This is a genomic window from Psychrobacter frigidicola (assembly GCF_007997305.1).
Lineage (GTDB): Bacteria > Pseudomonadota > Gammaproteobacteria > Pseudomonadales > Moraxellaceae > Psychrobacter > Psychrobacter frigidicola.
In genome coordinates, this window is record NZ_VORZ01000001.1 from 272,846 (window position 1) to 289,328 (window position 16,483).

Below are 16,483 nucleotides of genomic sequence, written 5' to 3' on the forward strand. Positions count from 1 at the left end.
TAAGTTTTTTACTTACACGTTAAAGCGGAAATGCATCACATCGCCATCTTGGACAATATAGGTTTTGCCCTCTAAACGTGACTTTCCGGCTGCTGCTGCGCCTTTTTCACCGTTGCATTCGATAAAGTCGTCATAAGCAATCACTTCAGCACGAATAAATCCGCGCTCAAAATCGGTATGAATCACCCCAGCGGCTTGCGGCGCGGTAGCACCAACGGCAACCGTCCAAGCGCGTACTTCTTTAACACCAGCGGTAAAGTAAGTCTGCATATCAAGTAAGTCATAGCCGCCACGGATTACTTGATCAAGACCCGCTTCTTCCATGTCCATAGCTTCTAAGAAGTCTTGCTTATCGGCTTCATCAAGCAAGGAAATCTCAGATTCAATTTGATTGCATAATGCAATGACAATTGATTCATCGCCAGTGGCATAGTTGCGTACCGCATCAAGATAAGGATTGTTTTCAAAACCATCTTCACTAACATTAGCAATATACATCGTTGGTTTTAGAGTAATCAAACCATAACTTCTAATCAGTTTTTTCTCGTCACTATCTAGATTGGCTGCACGTGCAGGTTGACCTTCAGCAAGTAATGGCTCAATTTTTTTGAACACATCAAGCATGGCTGCCGCGTCTTTATCGCCGCCTTTAGCTTTTTTGGTCAAGTTAAATATAGCACGTTCAACTGCTTCGAGGTCAGCCAATGCCAATTCAGTATTGATGGTTTCGATATCATCAATCGGACTGATGCGACCATCGACGTGGACGATATTATCGTCATCGAAGCAGCGTACCACATGGGCAATGGCGTCAGTTTCGCGGATATTGGCCAAGAACTGGTTACCCATACCTTCACCTTTTGAAGCTCCAGCAACCAAGCCTGCAATATCAACAAATTCCATCGTAGTTGGCAATACACGTTCAGGCTTGACGATATCAGACAGCTTTTTTAAGCGTGGGTCTGGTACTGGCACGATACCGGTATTGGGGTCTTTGGTACAAAAGGGAAAGTTTTCAGCGGCGATTCCCGCTTTGGTTAAAGCATTAAATAAGGTGGATTTACCCACGTTTGGTAGGCCGACGATGCCGCAGTTAAAACCCATAACAGTCTCTCAATAAAGTAATAAAATAAGGTGGTTTAATAAGTAGTTAAATTGGAAATCAAAATTGGGCGTATTGTAGCAAAAATTACCGACTTGCGCTGATGGTTCTGTTTGAGTTTTTAAGGCTTACTTAACCCTAAGTTTTATATTTAGATAAGAGATGGCATTAAAAGTAATTTAAATTGCAGCCTGACTAAAGACCGTTTTTACTTACAGTTTTATGGTAGCTTTACTCTTTGGTTGCAACCACTCCAATCATAACGCCCATCTCTTTTTTATCATGTTTGTCGATAGTGGGTGCATATAAGGCTGAGGCAATGCCGCCATCTAAAAACAGCGCATTTTGGCACTGCAAGTCATCTTTAAACAGTGAGGCAAATTGATAAAAGGTAACAGGCTCATTGCTATTGACAAATTGTATGCTGCCATCGCTACAGACGCCTGCGCCATTACGGAATTTGGCAGAAGTACCCGCTGGATTAAGCTTTGGATGGATTTCGTTATTAATGACCAGCATCGGTCCTGATTGGGTGGCAAACCAAGGCTTAGCCGACCCATCATTAAGCTGTTGTTGAAGCGCATGGCTTTCAGTAATTTGGACTTGACCGGCTTTATCCCACCACATGACACCATTGGGCAACAGATGGAAATTACCACCGCCTTCATTGAGGTTTAGCGCGCGTATCTCTTTTCCTTCGATGACGGTATAACCAATCGGGGCATAACGCTCATTATACATGCCAGCATTCATAGCAAAAGCTAAGGTTTGCGATGACGGCAAGGCAGATAATAGCTTATCAAAGGTCAGCAGCGGCGTCTCATTATCTGTTTCTTGCCAAAACAGTTTCAATGCATAATCGCTATGGGTCGCGTCATTATCGGTTAGAGCCGTTGCATTTATACGGCAAACACTATACTTAAAAGGCTTCTCTTGAGTCTGACACAACCAGCTTTCGGCAGTAGCGTCAGGAGGTGAAGGCCGACAGGCACTTACGCTTGAAGTCAGCGCAAGCAATGCCGCTATAACGGGTACAGTAATAATAGAGCGCGGCATAGTGCACTTAACTTCTATAGAGTTTAGAGGGTTGATGATTTGTCAGTTTTTATGTTTGCTTAGCTTGTTGTATCAGGTAGATCACGGAAAGTATGATTAACATTGCCGATCAACCGGCCACCGTGAACCTCATCCATTACCGTATCTCCAGACTCAAGAGTGGGCGCCTCAGTCTCTTTACCCTTATCACGGGAGTCCGAATTGTAAGCAATTAGTGCATCATTATCCGCTAAGAAACTAGCAGGATTTGCCATCACCCACATCTGATTAAATACATCTGCTCGAGCACTATGATCTAGTAACGCGCCTTTATCGGCGAAGTAAAAGAATTTTGATAATAGTTTAATCTTGCCATCATCTAAACGCCGCGCAATATGGTAGGGTTGCAACTGACTTGGATGTTGTAACCCTACCGCGCCCACGATACTGGCAAGAGACTTGACCGTATTTTTATGAAAGCTTGCTACGCGTTCAGCTTTACTAGGGACATCGAGCGCTTTTTGACGATAAGGGTCTTGCGTTGCCACCCCTGTAGGGCAAGTGTTGGTATGGCATGAGCGCGACTGAATACAACCCACGGCAAACATAAATCCACGTGCTGAGTTACACCAATCTGCGCCCAAGGCGATTAAACGTGCAATATCAAATCCTGAGACGATTTTACCGCTGACACCAAGCTTAATCTTGTCACGGATACCCGCGCCGACTAAGGTATTGTGTACTAATAAAAAACCATCGACCATTGGCATACCGACATTGTCCATAAACTCAACTGGCGCTGCACCTGTCCCACCTTCCGCACCGTCAATCACAATAAAGTCAGGATAGTTGTCCGCTTCAATCATGGCTTTCACAATCGCCATAAATTGCCACGGCTGCCCAATACAGATTTTAAAGCCGACCGGTTTACCTTCTGATAATTCACGCAACTGCTGCCAAAATGCAACCAGCTCGCGTGGGTTACTAAAAGCAGAGTGGGAGGATGGCGAGACGCAATCTTGTCCCATCGGCACTTGACGCGTATCAGCGATTTCTTGTGTGATTTTTTCAGACGGCAGTACGCCCCCTTTACCAGGTTTGGCACCTTGTGACAGTTTAATCTCAATCATTTTTACTTGGGGGTCAACCGCTTTTTCTGCAAAAGACTGGGGATCAAAATGACCATTGTCATCGCGGCAGCCAAAGTAGCCGGTTCCTAATTCCCAAATTAAATCACCACCGAACTTACGATGATAAGGGCTGATCGCACCTTCACCAGTATCGTGGGTGAAGCCCCCCATTTTTGCGCCTTGATTCAGTGCCATGATGGCATTAGCTGACAAGCTACCAAAGCTCATGGCTGAGATATTAAACACTGACATGTCGTGCGGCTGCAGGCAACGCTCACCCCCAACGCTAATACGAAAGTCTTTATTTTTTAACGGCTCACTAATTGCCGATTGTAAAAACCACTCTTTACCATGCGCATATAGATTATCAAGCGTACCAAACGCATTGGTGTCGCTCACATTCTTAGCACGTTGATACACGAGCGCCCGCTGTTGGCGTGAAAACGGCACTTGTTCTTTATCATCTTCAAGCAAGTATTGGCGAATTTCAGGTCGAAAATCTTCTAAAATATAGCGTATATGACCAGCAACGGGATAGTTGTTCAATATGGCATGCTTTGATTGCAGTACATCATAAATGCCCAACGCAACCCCAAACCCACCAATGACAATCAGCCACCAGTTCAACAACAATAGCCCTGCTATGAGCAGTAATATCGCTGCGCCAAAGGTACTATAACGCAACAGTACCCCTATAAAATAGGGAGAGTTATGTTCAGGTTTAGGGTTTAGATTGGTACGAGATTTGGGCATAGTAGCGCTCAACTATAAAACATGAAAAATAAAAAACGCAGCCCTCATTAAAACAAATAATGAACATAATAGGTTTACTTGCTACTGATGTAGCAAGTAAACCTATTAAAAAGCCACGTGTATCTTGCCTCCATAATATCACGGGTTAAAGATAAATGAAGTAACAGCTTGCTAACATTGCTATCAGTATCCTGTATTGGCTACATTCAAGTCTAGATACAGGCAGAAAAATAACAAAATAGGTAACGATAACGTTCTAGATAGTGATTAGAGTGGTGGTTGTATTAATAAGTAATCCTATTTATTGAAAAATAGTCTAAATTTACGATGCAAGAAACACTATTCAAAAAATACTGCCTCATAAAATAATAAGGAATCTAAAAATGCTAACGCTTTCAAATCCCGATTTACTTAAACAACGCTGTTTCATTAAAGACGGATGGCATGCTGCTGTTGACGGCACTACTATTAACGTGACTAATCCATTCAATGGTGAGGTTATTGGCACTATTCCAAGTTTGACCGAGCAAGACGTCAATGATGCAGTAGCGTATGCTCACAAAGTACAAAAGACTTGGGCAGCAAAAACAGCCCAAGAGCGCGCTGAATTATTACAAAAATGGGCGGATCTCATTGACGATAATAAAGAGGACTTAGCCATTTTAATGACGGCTGAGCAAGGCAAACCTATCTCTGAGTCGCGCGGTGAGATTGGCTATGCCAATAGCTTTATTCGCTGGTTTGCTGAAGAGGGCAAGCGCGTCTATGGCGATACCATTCCAGCGACCCAAGCCAATCTGCGTTATGTCGTTTTGAAACAGCCAGTCGGTGTTTGTGCAGCGATTACCCCTTGGAACTTTCCAGCAGCGATGATTACTCGTAAAGCGGCGCCTGCATTAGCGGCGGGCTGTACCATTATTATTAAACCGGCAACCGAAACGCCATTTTCAGCGTTGGCATTGGGCGTATTAGCCGAGCAAGCGGGTATTCCAGCGGGCGTTATTCAAGTCGTGACGGGTAAATCGTCCATGATAGGCGATATTTTAACCGGCGATGCGCGCATTCAAAAACTGTCATTTACCGGTTCTACTGAAGTTGGACGTACTTTAATGGCACAATGTGCGCCTACAATCAAAAAGTTATCGCTTGAGCTTGGTGGTAATGCGCCCTTCATAGTGTTCGATGATGCGGATCTAGAAAAAGCCGCTGATGGCTTGATTGCCTCCAAGTTTCGTAATGCCGGGCAAACCTGCGTGTGCGCCAATCGTGTCTATGTGCAAGCAAGTATTAAAGATAAGTTTTTAGATATCTTTGTCAAAAAAGTCCAAGCGCTTAGCGTGGGAGACGGTGCAAAAGAAGGCGTGGATATTGGCCCGTTAATCAATCAAGACGGCCTAGAGAAAGTCCAAGCATTATTACAGGATGCGCTTGATAAAGGAGCAACAATAGTAACCGGCGGTGATAAAAATGATGCTTCAGCGCTCAGCTTTAATCCAACCGTCATTACTGATCTTAATAGCGATATGGATATTGCAAGCGAAGAGATATTCGGTCCTATTGCTTCAATATTTACTTTTGAGACCGAAGAAGAAGCCATTCAAGCTGCTAATGACACTATTTATGGCTTGGCATCTTACTTCTATAGTCGCGACTTTGCGCGGGCTTGGCGTGTTACGGAAGGGCTGGAGTATGGCATGGTCGGACACAATACTGGTATGATTTCAACGGAAGTTGCGCCATTTGGTGGGGTAAAGCAGTCAGGATTTGGTCGCGAAGGTTCCAAATATGGTATTGAGGAATATGTGGTGACTAAATATTGGTGTTCTGATATCAGCTGATTTTACTAAGAAGATTTAAGTATTCTATCTAGAGCGCACCATGTGTTATTTAGCAAATTAATACATGATGCACTCTATCTTCTTATACGCCGGCTTTATGACTATTATTTCTGTGTGGACTTTACGGTAGGCGACTCATTAACATTCAGGTTGGTTATTGGTTGCTTAGTCGTTGATACTGAAGGCGCTTTTGATGTATTCAGTGGCTTGGTTATAGTAGATAATTTCCCCGTAGGTTCTGTATAGTAGTTAAGCATGGATTTTGGGTTTTTCTTAAGTTTACGAGATGTGTAGTTCTTTTTTAGTAACTGCTCTTCTGTTAATGTCTGCTCATATAAATCCTGATAGACCGCAAGGGTTTCTTGAATCATCTCACGCATGGTAAATTTATCAGTCATCTCAGGACGCGTAACCCCTTCCAGCTGGTTTTTCACCGCCTTACACAACGCATGGGCATTATACTTTTTGACCAGTCCTTGCGGATATAGGGGCTGTAAAATCTCACTAAAAGCAGCTTGATCCCAACCAATCACGGGTGTCCCTAAGTGAATAGCTTGTAGGGCGTTAATCCCAATCGATTCCGGCTGGTTAGCTAATGCCAAAACGATATTGGCAGCCGATAGCCATTCGCGCATATCGTTCCGCTTACTGCCGACATAAGTGATATGATCGCCAAGATTAAGGGTATTGCTGCGCTGGCGAAAGTCCTCGTGAGCCACGTCACCATCTTTATGGTCTTCATCCATAATAATGGCGTGAATATTAGGAAATTGCTCTTTTAAATTGCCTAATATATCAATCAGCCATTCTTGTCCATACTCATTACCGATAACCGTTGGAAACACCAGCCATTTTTTATTCTCAAGCTCAGGATATTCTGCAAAAGTGTGCCGTAACCAGTAAACTGACGGATTATGGCGATAAGGGTAACGACGTATATCGATACCGCGGTAGATACGTTTGATAGTTTTAGGGCCAAGATGTTCGCGGCGCAGCCCTTTATTCAGATAATTAGTCACACTATCAGAGACTGTAATAATGGTATCGACATCTAGTAGTGCTTGGGAGTATTTATTAATAGGGTAAAAACCATACATGGTCGAGACCAATTTTGGTATGTTTTTGACGCGGGCGCGGCGTAATGCTAAATGTAATATCCAAGCAGGCGTTCGAGAATGAACGTGAATAATATCAGGCTCATATTGTTCAATTAAATGGCGTAGCGGCGCAATTTGTAATAACGATAACCAGGATTTTTTATTCATATATAGCTGATGATATAGGTTGCCATCACGTTCTAGACGTTTGACCAGCTCATTATCATCGTCGGCGCTAGAGACAATAATCGAGGTATGACCGTTTTTGACCAGAGCACGCCCAAGATAAAAGATACCCCGTTCGGATTCATCATGTTTTAAAGACGATAGTAGGCGCATTACGATCATAATAGCGGTAAATATCCGTTAATAATATCAAGGGGCTATTGTCAGTTAAAAACAGTCAAAACTCAACTATGAAGTCTTATTCAGTATCATAAATAAGAAGGTAAGTGTAAGTAGCATCAGTGGTGAACTTCTAGCGTGCTAGACATTCGGGGTATAGATACGGGTAAATTGCGTTTGCTTTTTACGCTTAAAAAAGACCTTGAATAACCAAATATTTTTGAGCATATCGCAACTTAGGGAAAATTATAATCAAATCATTGAGCGCTACATATTGAACTTTAGCTCTTAATCTATTGAACTTTAGCTCTTAATCTATTGAACTTTAGCTCTGATTATTACAGTTTGCGGCGTATTGGCGGCAAGATTAACCAAGTTCCATTGTAATCCAGAGTAAGCTTCTTGAATCACAACATTATTCCCCATTTGCTGAATGGTCTGATAGCGGCCTCCACCCGTAGTTGCCAGCGTTGGCAGCGGGCTGTTTAAAGAGACGAGGTTAACGCCGTTCGGCAAAGACACCGTCGCATTGAGCTGATGGATTGGCTGGGCTGACGTATTAGTATAAGTGGTGTGGTATTCAATCACATCGCCTGAAACCACGTGATTGGCAGGCACGGCAAACTCTTGTCCTGTGCTGTTTTTTAATATTTTCATAACTTTAGTCTGCGCACTAACGATACCAGGGGTACTAAAAACTGGTTTTAACTGTAAAGTATCTAAGGTTAATGGGCCAGTTGCTGGGTTATTAATAGCAATGGTATTGGTAGTCATAGTCAGCACTTGAGCCACGGTATTTACAGGCGTGGTTACTACTGTGATTGGACTTGCCTGATTGGTTACGGGCAAAGTAGTGACTGTCGTTACGCCTTGATGAACCGTGTGGCGAGGCACATTGCTGATTTGGGTGACTGAAAACGGGATGCCATCTTGCATCGATATGCTATTAGGAGTCGTGGTGATAGTGGCAACTTTGCCGTCAGAATACTGCTCAACGACTGTAGTGCTAGCAGCAACAGGCTGAGTAACGATAATTTTGGGAGCGGCAGTGGCAGATGTCGCTAATAGAGCGCCAGTCAGTACACCTGCAATCACACTGGTTGGTACATCAAGTTTTATAGTCATTATAGATCCCTGTTGTGGAGTAATAAAAATAATAGCGAACAATTATAATACATAGCAAAAATAAGCAGCCAGCCTATTATAGATAAACAAAACCCCCGCCAAATGACATCATAACCATGCCAAATAACGGGGGTACCAATAATGATAACCGCAAATCTAGCAGTCACCCTTATTATTCACCAAATGCTTAAACCTTCATACCAAATAATTATTTGCCAAAAATAAGGAGTAAAGCCGCATGGTGTCACTATGAACTCTTATGTATTTATTATGAAAATCTATTCAACAAGCCTACGATCTATTAACCGTAAATGACTTCCACAATCTCATATTCAACCACGCCTCTTGGGGTTTCAATACGGGCTTCATCTCCTTTGTGTTTGCCAATCAGACCACGAGCAATAGGTGAGTTCACTGAGATTTTACCGCCTTTAAAGTCAGCTTCATCATCACCTACGATTTGATAGCGTTTCTCCTCTTCGGTGTCCATATTTTCAATAACCACCGTCACGCCAAATACGATTCGACCTTCTTTTGGTAAGGTTGCGATATCGATCACTTGCGCGCCACCAAGTTTAGCTTCGATATCACGAACTCGCGCTTCACAAAACCCTTGTTGTTCGCGTGCAGCATGATATTCAGCGTTTTCTTTTAAATCGCCATGTTCACGCGCTTCAGCGATAGAAGCGGTGATACGTGGACGGTCAATAGTTTTTAGCTGTTTGAGTTCGGCTTCTAAAGCCGCATGTCCTTCTGGCGTCATGGGATAACGTTGCATATTTTTTTCCTTAAACCAATAACACCACACCACCTCATAGTGAGATGGTGTGCACGTTATTATTATAATGAGTATGAAAATTAGAAAAGGGAGCGTTACGGTTACTTAATCAGCAGATTATTAATCGTTTACTGACTATTAAGCAGTAAGCTGACGTAATAAAAAGCATAGTCACAATGTGGCGACTATGCTTTTTAGATCACTATACTTTTAAAAGACTATATTATATAAAACAACTACTATGTTTTAAATCATTACGGTTATGCTTAATTTACTGAATTTATTCCGCTGCGTCAAGCGCCTTTGCTTGCGCGTGTAAATCTTGCAGCTTATAAACTTCAAATGGTAAGTCAATCGAATAAGATTTACAGACCGCGTCAGCTGCGCCTAAGGTGGTGACATAGAAGACTTTACCTTGTAGCGCGCTGCGACGGATAGAAAATGAATCCTCTTGTGCCTGCTTGCCTTCAGTGGTGTTAATAATCATATCGATTTTGCCATTTTTTAGCGCATCAACGATATGCGGGCGACCTTCGGTGACTTTATTGATTTGCTTGCACTTGATGCCATTTTCCGCCAAGACCTTTTGCGTGCCGGTGGTGGCGACAATGTTAAAACCGTAGTCGATGAGTTGACGGGCAATCGGCGTAACTTGTTCTTTATCGCTATCGCGTACCGAGATAAAGACGGTTTTGGTTTCGCCTTCAGTTGGCAAACCTGGCAGACGCTCATTACTACTGATAACCGCTTTGTAAAATGCTTCGCCAAAGGTTTTGCCCACGCCCATGACTTCACCCGTTGACTTCATTTCAGGGCTCAAGATTGGATCGACACCTGGAAATTTAGCAAACGGGAATACCGCTTCTTTTACCGCGAAAAATGACGGTACAATCTCGCAGGTAAAGCCTTGGTTTTTTAAAGAAGTACCAGCCATACAGCGGGCGGCAATTTGGGCTAAGGAAGTACCGATACATTTAGAGACAAAGGGAATCGTACGCGCGGCACGTGGATTGACTTCTAAAATATAAACGGTATCGCCTTTTACTGCGAACTGAACGTTCATTAAGCCTACAACGCCAAGTTCTTTTGCCATCGCAACGGTTTGCGCGCGCATCACATCACATAATTCTTCTGATAATGAATACGGCGGCAATGAGCATGCTGAGTCGCCTGAGTGGACGCCCGCTTGTTCGATATGCTGCATGATACCGCCAATGACCACATCAGTGCCGTCACATATACAATCGACATCAACTTCGATGGCATCGTCTAAGAAGCGGTCAAGCAATACTGGCGCTTCGTTAGAGGCTTGTACGGCAGTACGCAGGTAATGTCTGAGCTCGTCTTCGTTATAAACGATTTCCATCGCACGACCGCCAAGGACGTATGATGGACGTACAACCAATGGATAGCCAACGTCTTTTGCTTTCACCAAACCATCTTCTAAGCTGGTTGCAAGGGCATTGGTTGGTTGAGTCAGATTTAACTGCTGAATCATATGCTGGAAGCGTTCACGGTCTTCGGCGCGATCAATCGCATCTGGGCTCGTACCGATGATTTTAACGCCAGCCGCTTCAAGTGCACGTGCTAATTTCAATGGGGTTTGACCACCAAACTGCACGATAACGCCATCAGGCTGCTCAATACGGACGATTTCTAACACGTCTTCTAGCGTGATTGGCTCAAAATATAAGCGGTCTGAGATATCATAATCAGTTGAAACGGTTTCAGGGTTACAGTTGACCATAATGGTCTCGTAACCGTCTTCACGCATGGCGAGCGCCGCATGCACACAGCAATAATCAAACTCGATACCTTGACCGATACGGTTTGGACCACTGCCGATCACCATGATTTTTTTCTTGTCAGTCGGCTTGGCTTCACATTCGCTATCATAAGTTGAGTACATATAAGCGGTGCTGGTTTCAAATTCTGCGGCACAGGTATCAACGCGTTTATAAACAGGATGCACGCCTAAATCCCAACGCTTAGCACGCAATTGCTTTTGTGAGACGCCAAGCAATTTGGCCAAACGCAAATCTGATAAGCCTTTACGCTTAAATCGACGTAGGTTGTTCTCAGTTAAACCACCAAAGCCTAGTGCTTTAACAGTAGCTTCAGTCTTAACAATATCTTCAATTTGCACCAAGAACCATGGATCAATTTTGGTTAAATTAAAGACTTCATCAACGCTCATACCAATACGGAAAGCATCAGCCACGTAATAAATACGCTCAGGCGTTGGAATGGTCAGACGGTTGGTAATTTCGCTGCGTGCTTTATCGGCAGGAACTTGGGTCAAGTCGATTTGCTCATCAAAACCGTCTGAGCCCGTTTCCATACCACGTAAGGCTTTTTGCATGGATTCTTGGAAGTTACGACCAATTGCCATCACTTCGCCAACGGACTTCATTTGCGTCGATAAAACATTATCTGCTTGTGGAAATTTTTCAAAATTAAATCTAGGTATCTTGGTTACGACATAATCAAGTGCCGGCTCAAAGCTGGCAGGGGTTTTGCCGCCAGTGATGTCATTTTGTAATTCATCGAGCGTATAACCAATGGCTAATTTGGCAGCGATTTTGGCAATCGGGAACCCCGTGGCTTTTGATGCCAATGCAGATGAGCGTGATACGCGTGGGTTCATTTCAATGACGACCATACGACCGGTTTCAGGGTCAATACCAAACTGGACGTTTGATCCGCCCGTTTCTACACCAATCTCGCGTAGAACTGCCAATGAGGCATTACGCATGATTTGGTATTCTTTATCGGTCAAGGTTTGCGCTGGCGCAACAGTAATTGAGTCACCAGTATGTACGCCCATTGGGTCAAAGTTTTCAATCGCACAAATGATGATACAGTTGTCGTTTTTGTCACGAACCACTTCCATCTCGTATTCTTTCCAACCAATCAATGACTCGTCAATAAGCAATTGATGGTTTGGCGATAAGTCAAAACCGCGCTCGCAAATCTCGATGAATTCATCACGGTTATACGCGATACCGCCACCTGAACCGCCCATGGTAAACGAAGGACGAATGATACACGGATAGCCCATTTTTTCTTGGGTAATAAAGGCTTCTTCCATGGTTTCAGCAGTTTCAGCGCGTGGACATTCAAGCCCAATACGCTTCATAGCTTTGTCAAACAAGTTGCGGTCTTCTGCCATCTCGATTGACTCTTTGGTCGCGCCAATCAATTCGCAGTTATACTTGGTCAATACGCCATGCTTATCTAATTCTAACGCACAGTTCAATGCCGTTTGTCCGCCCATGGTAGGCAAGATAGCGTCGGGACGTTCTTTAGCAATAATTTGCTCAACCGTCTGCCACGTAATCGGCTCAATATAAGTCGCATCCGCCATGGCAGGGTCAGTCATGATGGTCGCAGGGTTTGAGTTGACCAAGATGACACGGTAGCCTTCTTCTTTTAAAGATTTACACGCTTGTGCGCCTGAATAATCGAACTCGCACGCTTGACCGATAACGATAGGACCTGCGCCGATGATAAGAATACTTTTTATGTCGGTACGTTTTGGCATGATTGGGGCTACCTTCGTTTGAGTAATATTTTAATGGAGATGTATTTTGATTGTATCTGTTGTGGCTATTTATATGTTGCGACTGTAGGCGCTGTGATTGCTCTTAGCGCCTAGTCTATTGGTAATGAATGGTTTTTTGATAAGGGGAACTTAAGCTTGCGCTGTTTTAGCATCTGCCATCATGGTGATAAATTTATCAAACAATGGCGCGCAATCATGAGGACCCGGGCTGGCTTCTGGGTGACCTTGGAAACTAAATACAGGCTTATTGGTCAGCTCAATCCCTTGGTTAGTACCATCAAATAATGAGCGATGGGTCGACTTAACATTGGCAGGAAGCGTATCTTCATCAACCGCAAAACCATGATTTTGACTAGTAATCATCACAATGCCAGACTCTAAATCTTGTACTGGATGATTTGCGCCATGATGACCAGTTTTCATTTTAATAGTGTTTGCGCCGCTGGCAAGACCGATCAGCTGATGACCTAAGCAAATTCCAAAGGTTGGAATGTCCGTCTCTTCAATAATATGACGCACGCTATTAATCGCATAATCACAAGCAGCTGGGTCACCAGGGCCATTCGATAAGAAGATACCATCTGGATTCATCGCTAGCACATCTTTGATTGGCGTCTGTGCAGGGACAACCGTGACATGACAGCCACGGTCAACGAGCATACGGAGGGTATTGGTTTTGCTACCAAAATCATAAGCAACAACGTTATATTTTGAATCGATATGCGTGCCTAACTGTTTGAAAAATCCGCCTGTACCGCTGTCATGATTGCCTGCTATATCACGATTTAACAGCGTGTCTGATAATTCCCACGTACCCGCTGTCCACTCAAAACCGTCTGGATGGCAGCACTCTTTTGCCAAGTCCATGCCATCTAAGCCAGAAAATTCTTGCGCCAGTGTAATCGCTTGGGCTTCATCCTCTGCGCTAATGGTTTCGCCATCCGATGCAGTCATGATGCAACCATTTTGCACACCTTTATCGCGTAGTAAACGCGTCAATTGGCGAGTATCAATCTCAGCGATAGCAACGGTATCATTACGTTTTAAATAGTCGGTCAACGACTCAGAATTACGGAAGCTCGAGGTGACCATCGTTGAGTCACGAATAATAAGACCATCTGCCCATACTTGATGACTATTACCCGATTCAGCGTCCTCGCTATTGGTGCCGGTATTGCCGATATGCGGATAAGTAAGCGTCACCAGCTGACGCGCGTAGCTTGGGTCAGTCAGTATTTCTTGGTACCCTGTCATGGCGGTATTAAACACCACCTCACCGACACGATGACCTGTGCTACCGATACTGACACCGCGAAAAGTCGTACCGTCTGCTAGTGCCAAAATTGCTTGTACTTCTGCCGATGAATTCAAGGGGTTGCCTCCGCTGTTATTGATGTAAGTTCTGAATTTTGTTAAGAATATTTAGTGCTTGCACAAAAATTTTCCACAAAAAAGCGAGAAGACAAATAGATGAAAAGATACTTAATTCACTTTAGGTGAAGAGTAACTCACATCATGTCCACTCGCTTGGGTACAGATTTTGAGTATTATACTAAAATTTTACTTTTAGGGCTAGCATCATCATTCGTAAAGTTTTTACAGAATATTTCAAGATGCTTAATTTCAGTACTGGATTTCAAAACTGAAATTTAAAAAATTAAAACTGATAATTTACCGTTAGACCATAATAATCAGGTGACAGATTAGTAGCGATATGCAAAATATCGTTATAGCTTTTAGTTAGAAACATACTGCTAGCGATACCTAGTGCCGCGCCAGCCAACACATCTGTAGCATCATGCTCATCGGCTTTCAAGCGCGTATAAGCAACAAATCCTGCGCCCACATAAGCGGGAATACTGGAGTTTAATCCATAGCGTTTATGAATGAAGCTAGCACCTTGAAAAGCCACAGAGACATGCCGTGATGGGAAGGAATTATCATCGCTGCCGTTGGGTCGCTCTTTATCGACAGTCAGTTTGAGCACTTGAGTGGCTGCTAAGTTGGTTGCAAATGATTTATAAAATTGCTGACGACCTTCTTTATCATCCTTATAATAAGTGCTACCGTAGGCAAGTGCGGGTATAGCCACGGCAACGATATCGCCTGCCAGCTCAAGGTTAGAATTATTAGCGCTGCAAACAGGACTTATGGTTATTAGGCCAGTTGATATTACAAGTATCGCTAGATGATTTTTATGGCTCATAGCCTAATTCCTAAAGTTGTATTGGTTATACTCTGAATAGACAGATTAATTTTGCAGCGATTGTACTATAAAGTGCGGTCAAATTATTAGCATCAAACCGCCATTAGCGACAAATTGTTATTCATAAAAATCAATCATAATAAAGACTAAGGATAGGCTATGATTTATCAATATTTAGATAAAACACCTGAATTTGCCAGCCCTTTTAATGGTTGGGTGGCGGATACGGCACGGGTCATCGGCGATGTTTATTTAGGCCATCAAGCCAGCGTTTGGTTTGGCGCGGTGATTCGCGGGGATAACGAGCGCATTCATATCGGCGACTATAGCAATGTACAAGAAAATAGCGTGATTCATACCGATGCAGGCATCGAGGTGAAAATTGGCGATTATGTCACTATCGGTCATTTAGCGATGTTACATGGCTGTGAAGTCGGCGATAATAGCTTGATTGGTATTGGCGCGGTGATACTTAATAAAGCAAAAATAGGTAAAAACTGTATAATTGGGGCCAAAGCGCTCGTCACCGAAGGCAAAGAGATTCCTGATAACTCGCTAGTGATGGGCGCACCTGCTAAAGTGGTCAAAACCTTGACTGATGAGCAAGCGGCTATGCTGAAACTGTCTGCTATGCATTACGCTGAGTGCTGCCAAAAGTTTAAAAACGGTCTCACTGAGATTGAGCAGCCAGAATAATTTTCACCGTAAATTTTTCTTAATTTTAAATACGAGTTAGTCACACATGAATTCTTTAAACAATCAGCACACGCTTGCACTATTCGACTTAGACCATACTTTGCTCGATGTCGATAGCGACTATTTATGGGGCGAGTATATCGTCAAACATAATCTGGTCGATGAGGCTGAATATCGCACGGCGAATCAAAAGTTTTATAATGATTACATTGAAGGCACGCTTGATGCGACGGAGTATAATGAGTTTGTCGCGCAGTTTTTGGCAAGCTTACCGATGCCGCGTTTGCATGAGCTGCGCGAAGATTATATCAAGTCTGAAATTGAGCCGCATATTCGACCAAAAGCGATGGAAGTATTGTGTCAGCATATTGAGAAAGGTCACGATGTGGTCATTATCTCTGCCACTAACGATTTTGTCGTATCGGCAATCGCTAAACGTTTTGGTATTGAAGAAGCCAATGTGTTAGCGACGCCACTAGAGATTAAAGAAGATCGATACACTGGTAAATTGACCGATAAGCCCAATTTTAAAGAAGGTAAGGTTTATCATTTGGATAAATGGATTGGTGAGCAGCAAGCGTCAGGTGTTAGCTTTGAGAAAACCTATGCTTATTCGGACTCTAAAAATGATATTCCGTTGCTAGAGTGGGCGGATGTTGCCATCTGCATATCACCTGATGACGCGCTGCATGCGCATGCATTAGCACACCGCTGGGCAGTAGAGGACTGGTCGCTTTAGTCTATTTAATATCAAACACCTACTTTAATTTGGTTTTATATATCTATCATATAGACCAAGCGATTCTCAATTGT

Annotated in this window: 12 protein-coding genes; 3 read left to right on the forward strand and 9 right to left on the reverse strand. The window is 43.4% G+C overall.

Annotated features, from left to right (window positions below; translation table 11 throughout):
• Nucleotides 1-12: 12 nt before the first annotated feature.
• The 3 genes from ychF to ES754_RS01140 all read right to left on the reverse strand — a co-directional run bounded on the left by ychF (nt 13) and on the right by ES754_RS01140 (nt 4,020).
• Nucleotides 13-1,104 (reverse strand): redox-regulated ATPase YchF, encoded by a 1,092-nt coding sequence (gene ychF, locus ES754_RS01130; protein ID WP_147221296.1) that lies wholly within the window; start codon nt 1,102-1,104, stop codon nt 13-15.
• A gap of 229 nt (nt 1,105-1,333) precedes the next feature.
• Nucleotides 1,334-2,158: a phosphodiester glycosidase family protein gene (locus ES754_RS01135; RefSeq protein WP_147221298.1), complete on the reverse strand. Its 825-nt coding sequence runs from the start codon at nt 2,156-2,158 to the stop codon at nt 1,334-1,336.
• 59 nt (nt 2,159-2,217) lie between these two features.
• A complete protein-coding gene (locus ES754_RS01140) occupies nt 2,218-4,020 on the reverse strand; it encodes an FMN-binding glutamate synthase family protein (protein WP_147221300.1) in 1,803 nt (600 codons plus the stop codon).
• 383 nt (nt 4,021-4,403) lie between these two features.
• Between ES754_RS01140 and ES754_RS01145 the strand changes: the two genes are divergently transcribed.
• Nucleotides 4,404-5,858, forward strand: a complete 1,455-nt coding sequence (locus ES754_RS01145; protein ID WP_147221302.1) for an NAD-dependent succinate-semialdehyde dehydrogenase — start codon at nt 4,404-4,406, stop codon at nt 5,856-5,858.
• 104 nt (nt 5,859-5,962) lie between these two features.
• Here the strand turns inward: ES754_RS01145 and ES754_RS01150 are convergent, their stop codons facing one another.
• The 6 genes from ES754_RS01150 to ES754_RS01175 all read right to left on the reverse strand — a co-directional run bounded on the left by ES754_RS01150 (nt 5,963) and on the right by ES754_RS01175 (nt 14,974).
• Nucleotides 5,963-7,303, reverse strand: coding sequence for a glycosyltransferase (locus tag ES754_RS01150; protein WP_227677787.1), 1,341 nt, complete (start codon nt 7,301-7,303; stop codon nt 5,963-5,965).
• Nucleotides 7,304-7,615: 312 nt separating this feature from the next.
• Complete coding sequence (locus ES754_RS01155; RefSeq protein ID WP_147221305.1) at nt 7,616-8,425, reverse strand: hypothetical protein; 810 nt, start codon at nt 8,423-8,425, stop codon at nt 7,616-7,618.
• Between the two features lie 301 nt (nt 8,426-8,726).
• Entirely contained in the window at nt 8,727-9,203 is a 477-nt protein-coding gene (gene greA, locus ES754_RS01160; protein ID WP_147221307.1) for a transcription elongation factor GreA, read from the reverse strand.
• A 280-nt stretch (nt 9,204-9,483) separates the two neighbouring features.
• Nucleotides 9,484-12,747, reverse strand: a complete 3,264-nt coding sequence (carB, locus tag ES754_RS01165; RefSeq protein WP_147221309.1) for a carbamoyl-phosphate synthase large subunit — start codon at nt 12,745-12,747, stop codon at nt 9,484-9,486.
• 150 nt (nt 12,748-12,897) lie between these two features.
• The gene (carA, locus tag ES754_RS01170; protein WP_147221311.1) at nt 12,898-14,139 is read right to left on the reverse strand and encodes a glutamine-hydrolyzing carbamoyl-phosphate synthase small subunit; all 1,242 of its coding nucleotides are present in this window, start codon (nt 14,137-14,139) and stop codon (nt 12,898-12,900) included.
• A 286-nt stretch (nt 14,140-14,425) separates the two neighbouring features.
• On the reverse strand, nt 14,426-14,974 hold the full coding sequence (locus tag ES754_RS01175; protein ID WP_147221313.1) for a phosphatase PAP2 family protein: 549 nt from the start codon (nt 14,972-14,974) through the stop codon (nt 14,426-14,428).
• Between the two features lie 159 nt (nt 14,975-15,133).
• Here ES754_RS01175 and ES754_RS01180 point away from each other — a divergent pair, with 159 nt between their 5' ends.
• Both ES754_RS01180 and ES754_RS01185 read left to right on the forward strand, forming a co-directional pair.
• A complete protein-coding gene (locus tag ES754_RS01180) occupies nt 15,134-15,670 on the forward strand; it encodes a gamma carbonic anhydrase family protein (protein WP_147221315.1) in 537 nt (178 codons plus the stop codon).
• 46 nt (nt 15,671-15,716) lie between these two features.
• On the forward strand, nt 15,717-16,409 hold the full coding sequence (locus tag ES754_RS01185) for an HAD family hydrolase (protein WP_147221317.1): 693 nt from the start codon (nt 15,717-15,719) through the stop codon (nt 16,407-16,409).
• Nucleotides 16,410-16,483 lie beyond the last annotated feature (74 nt).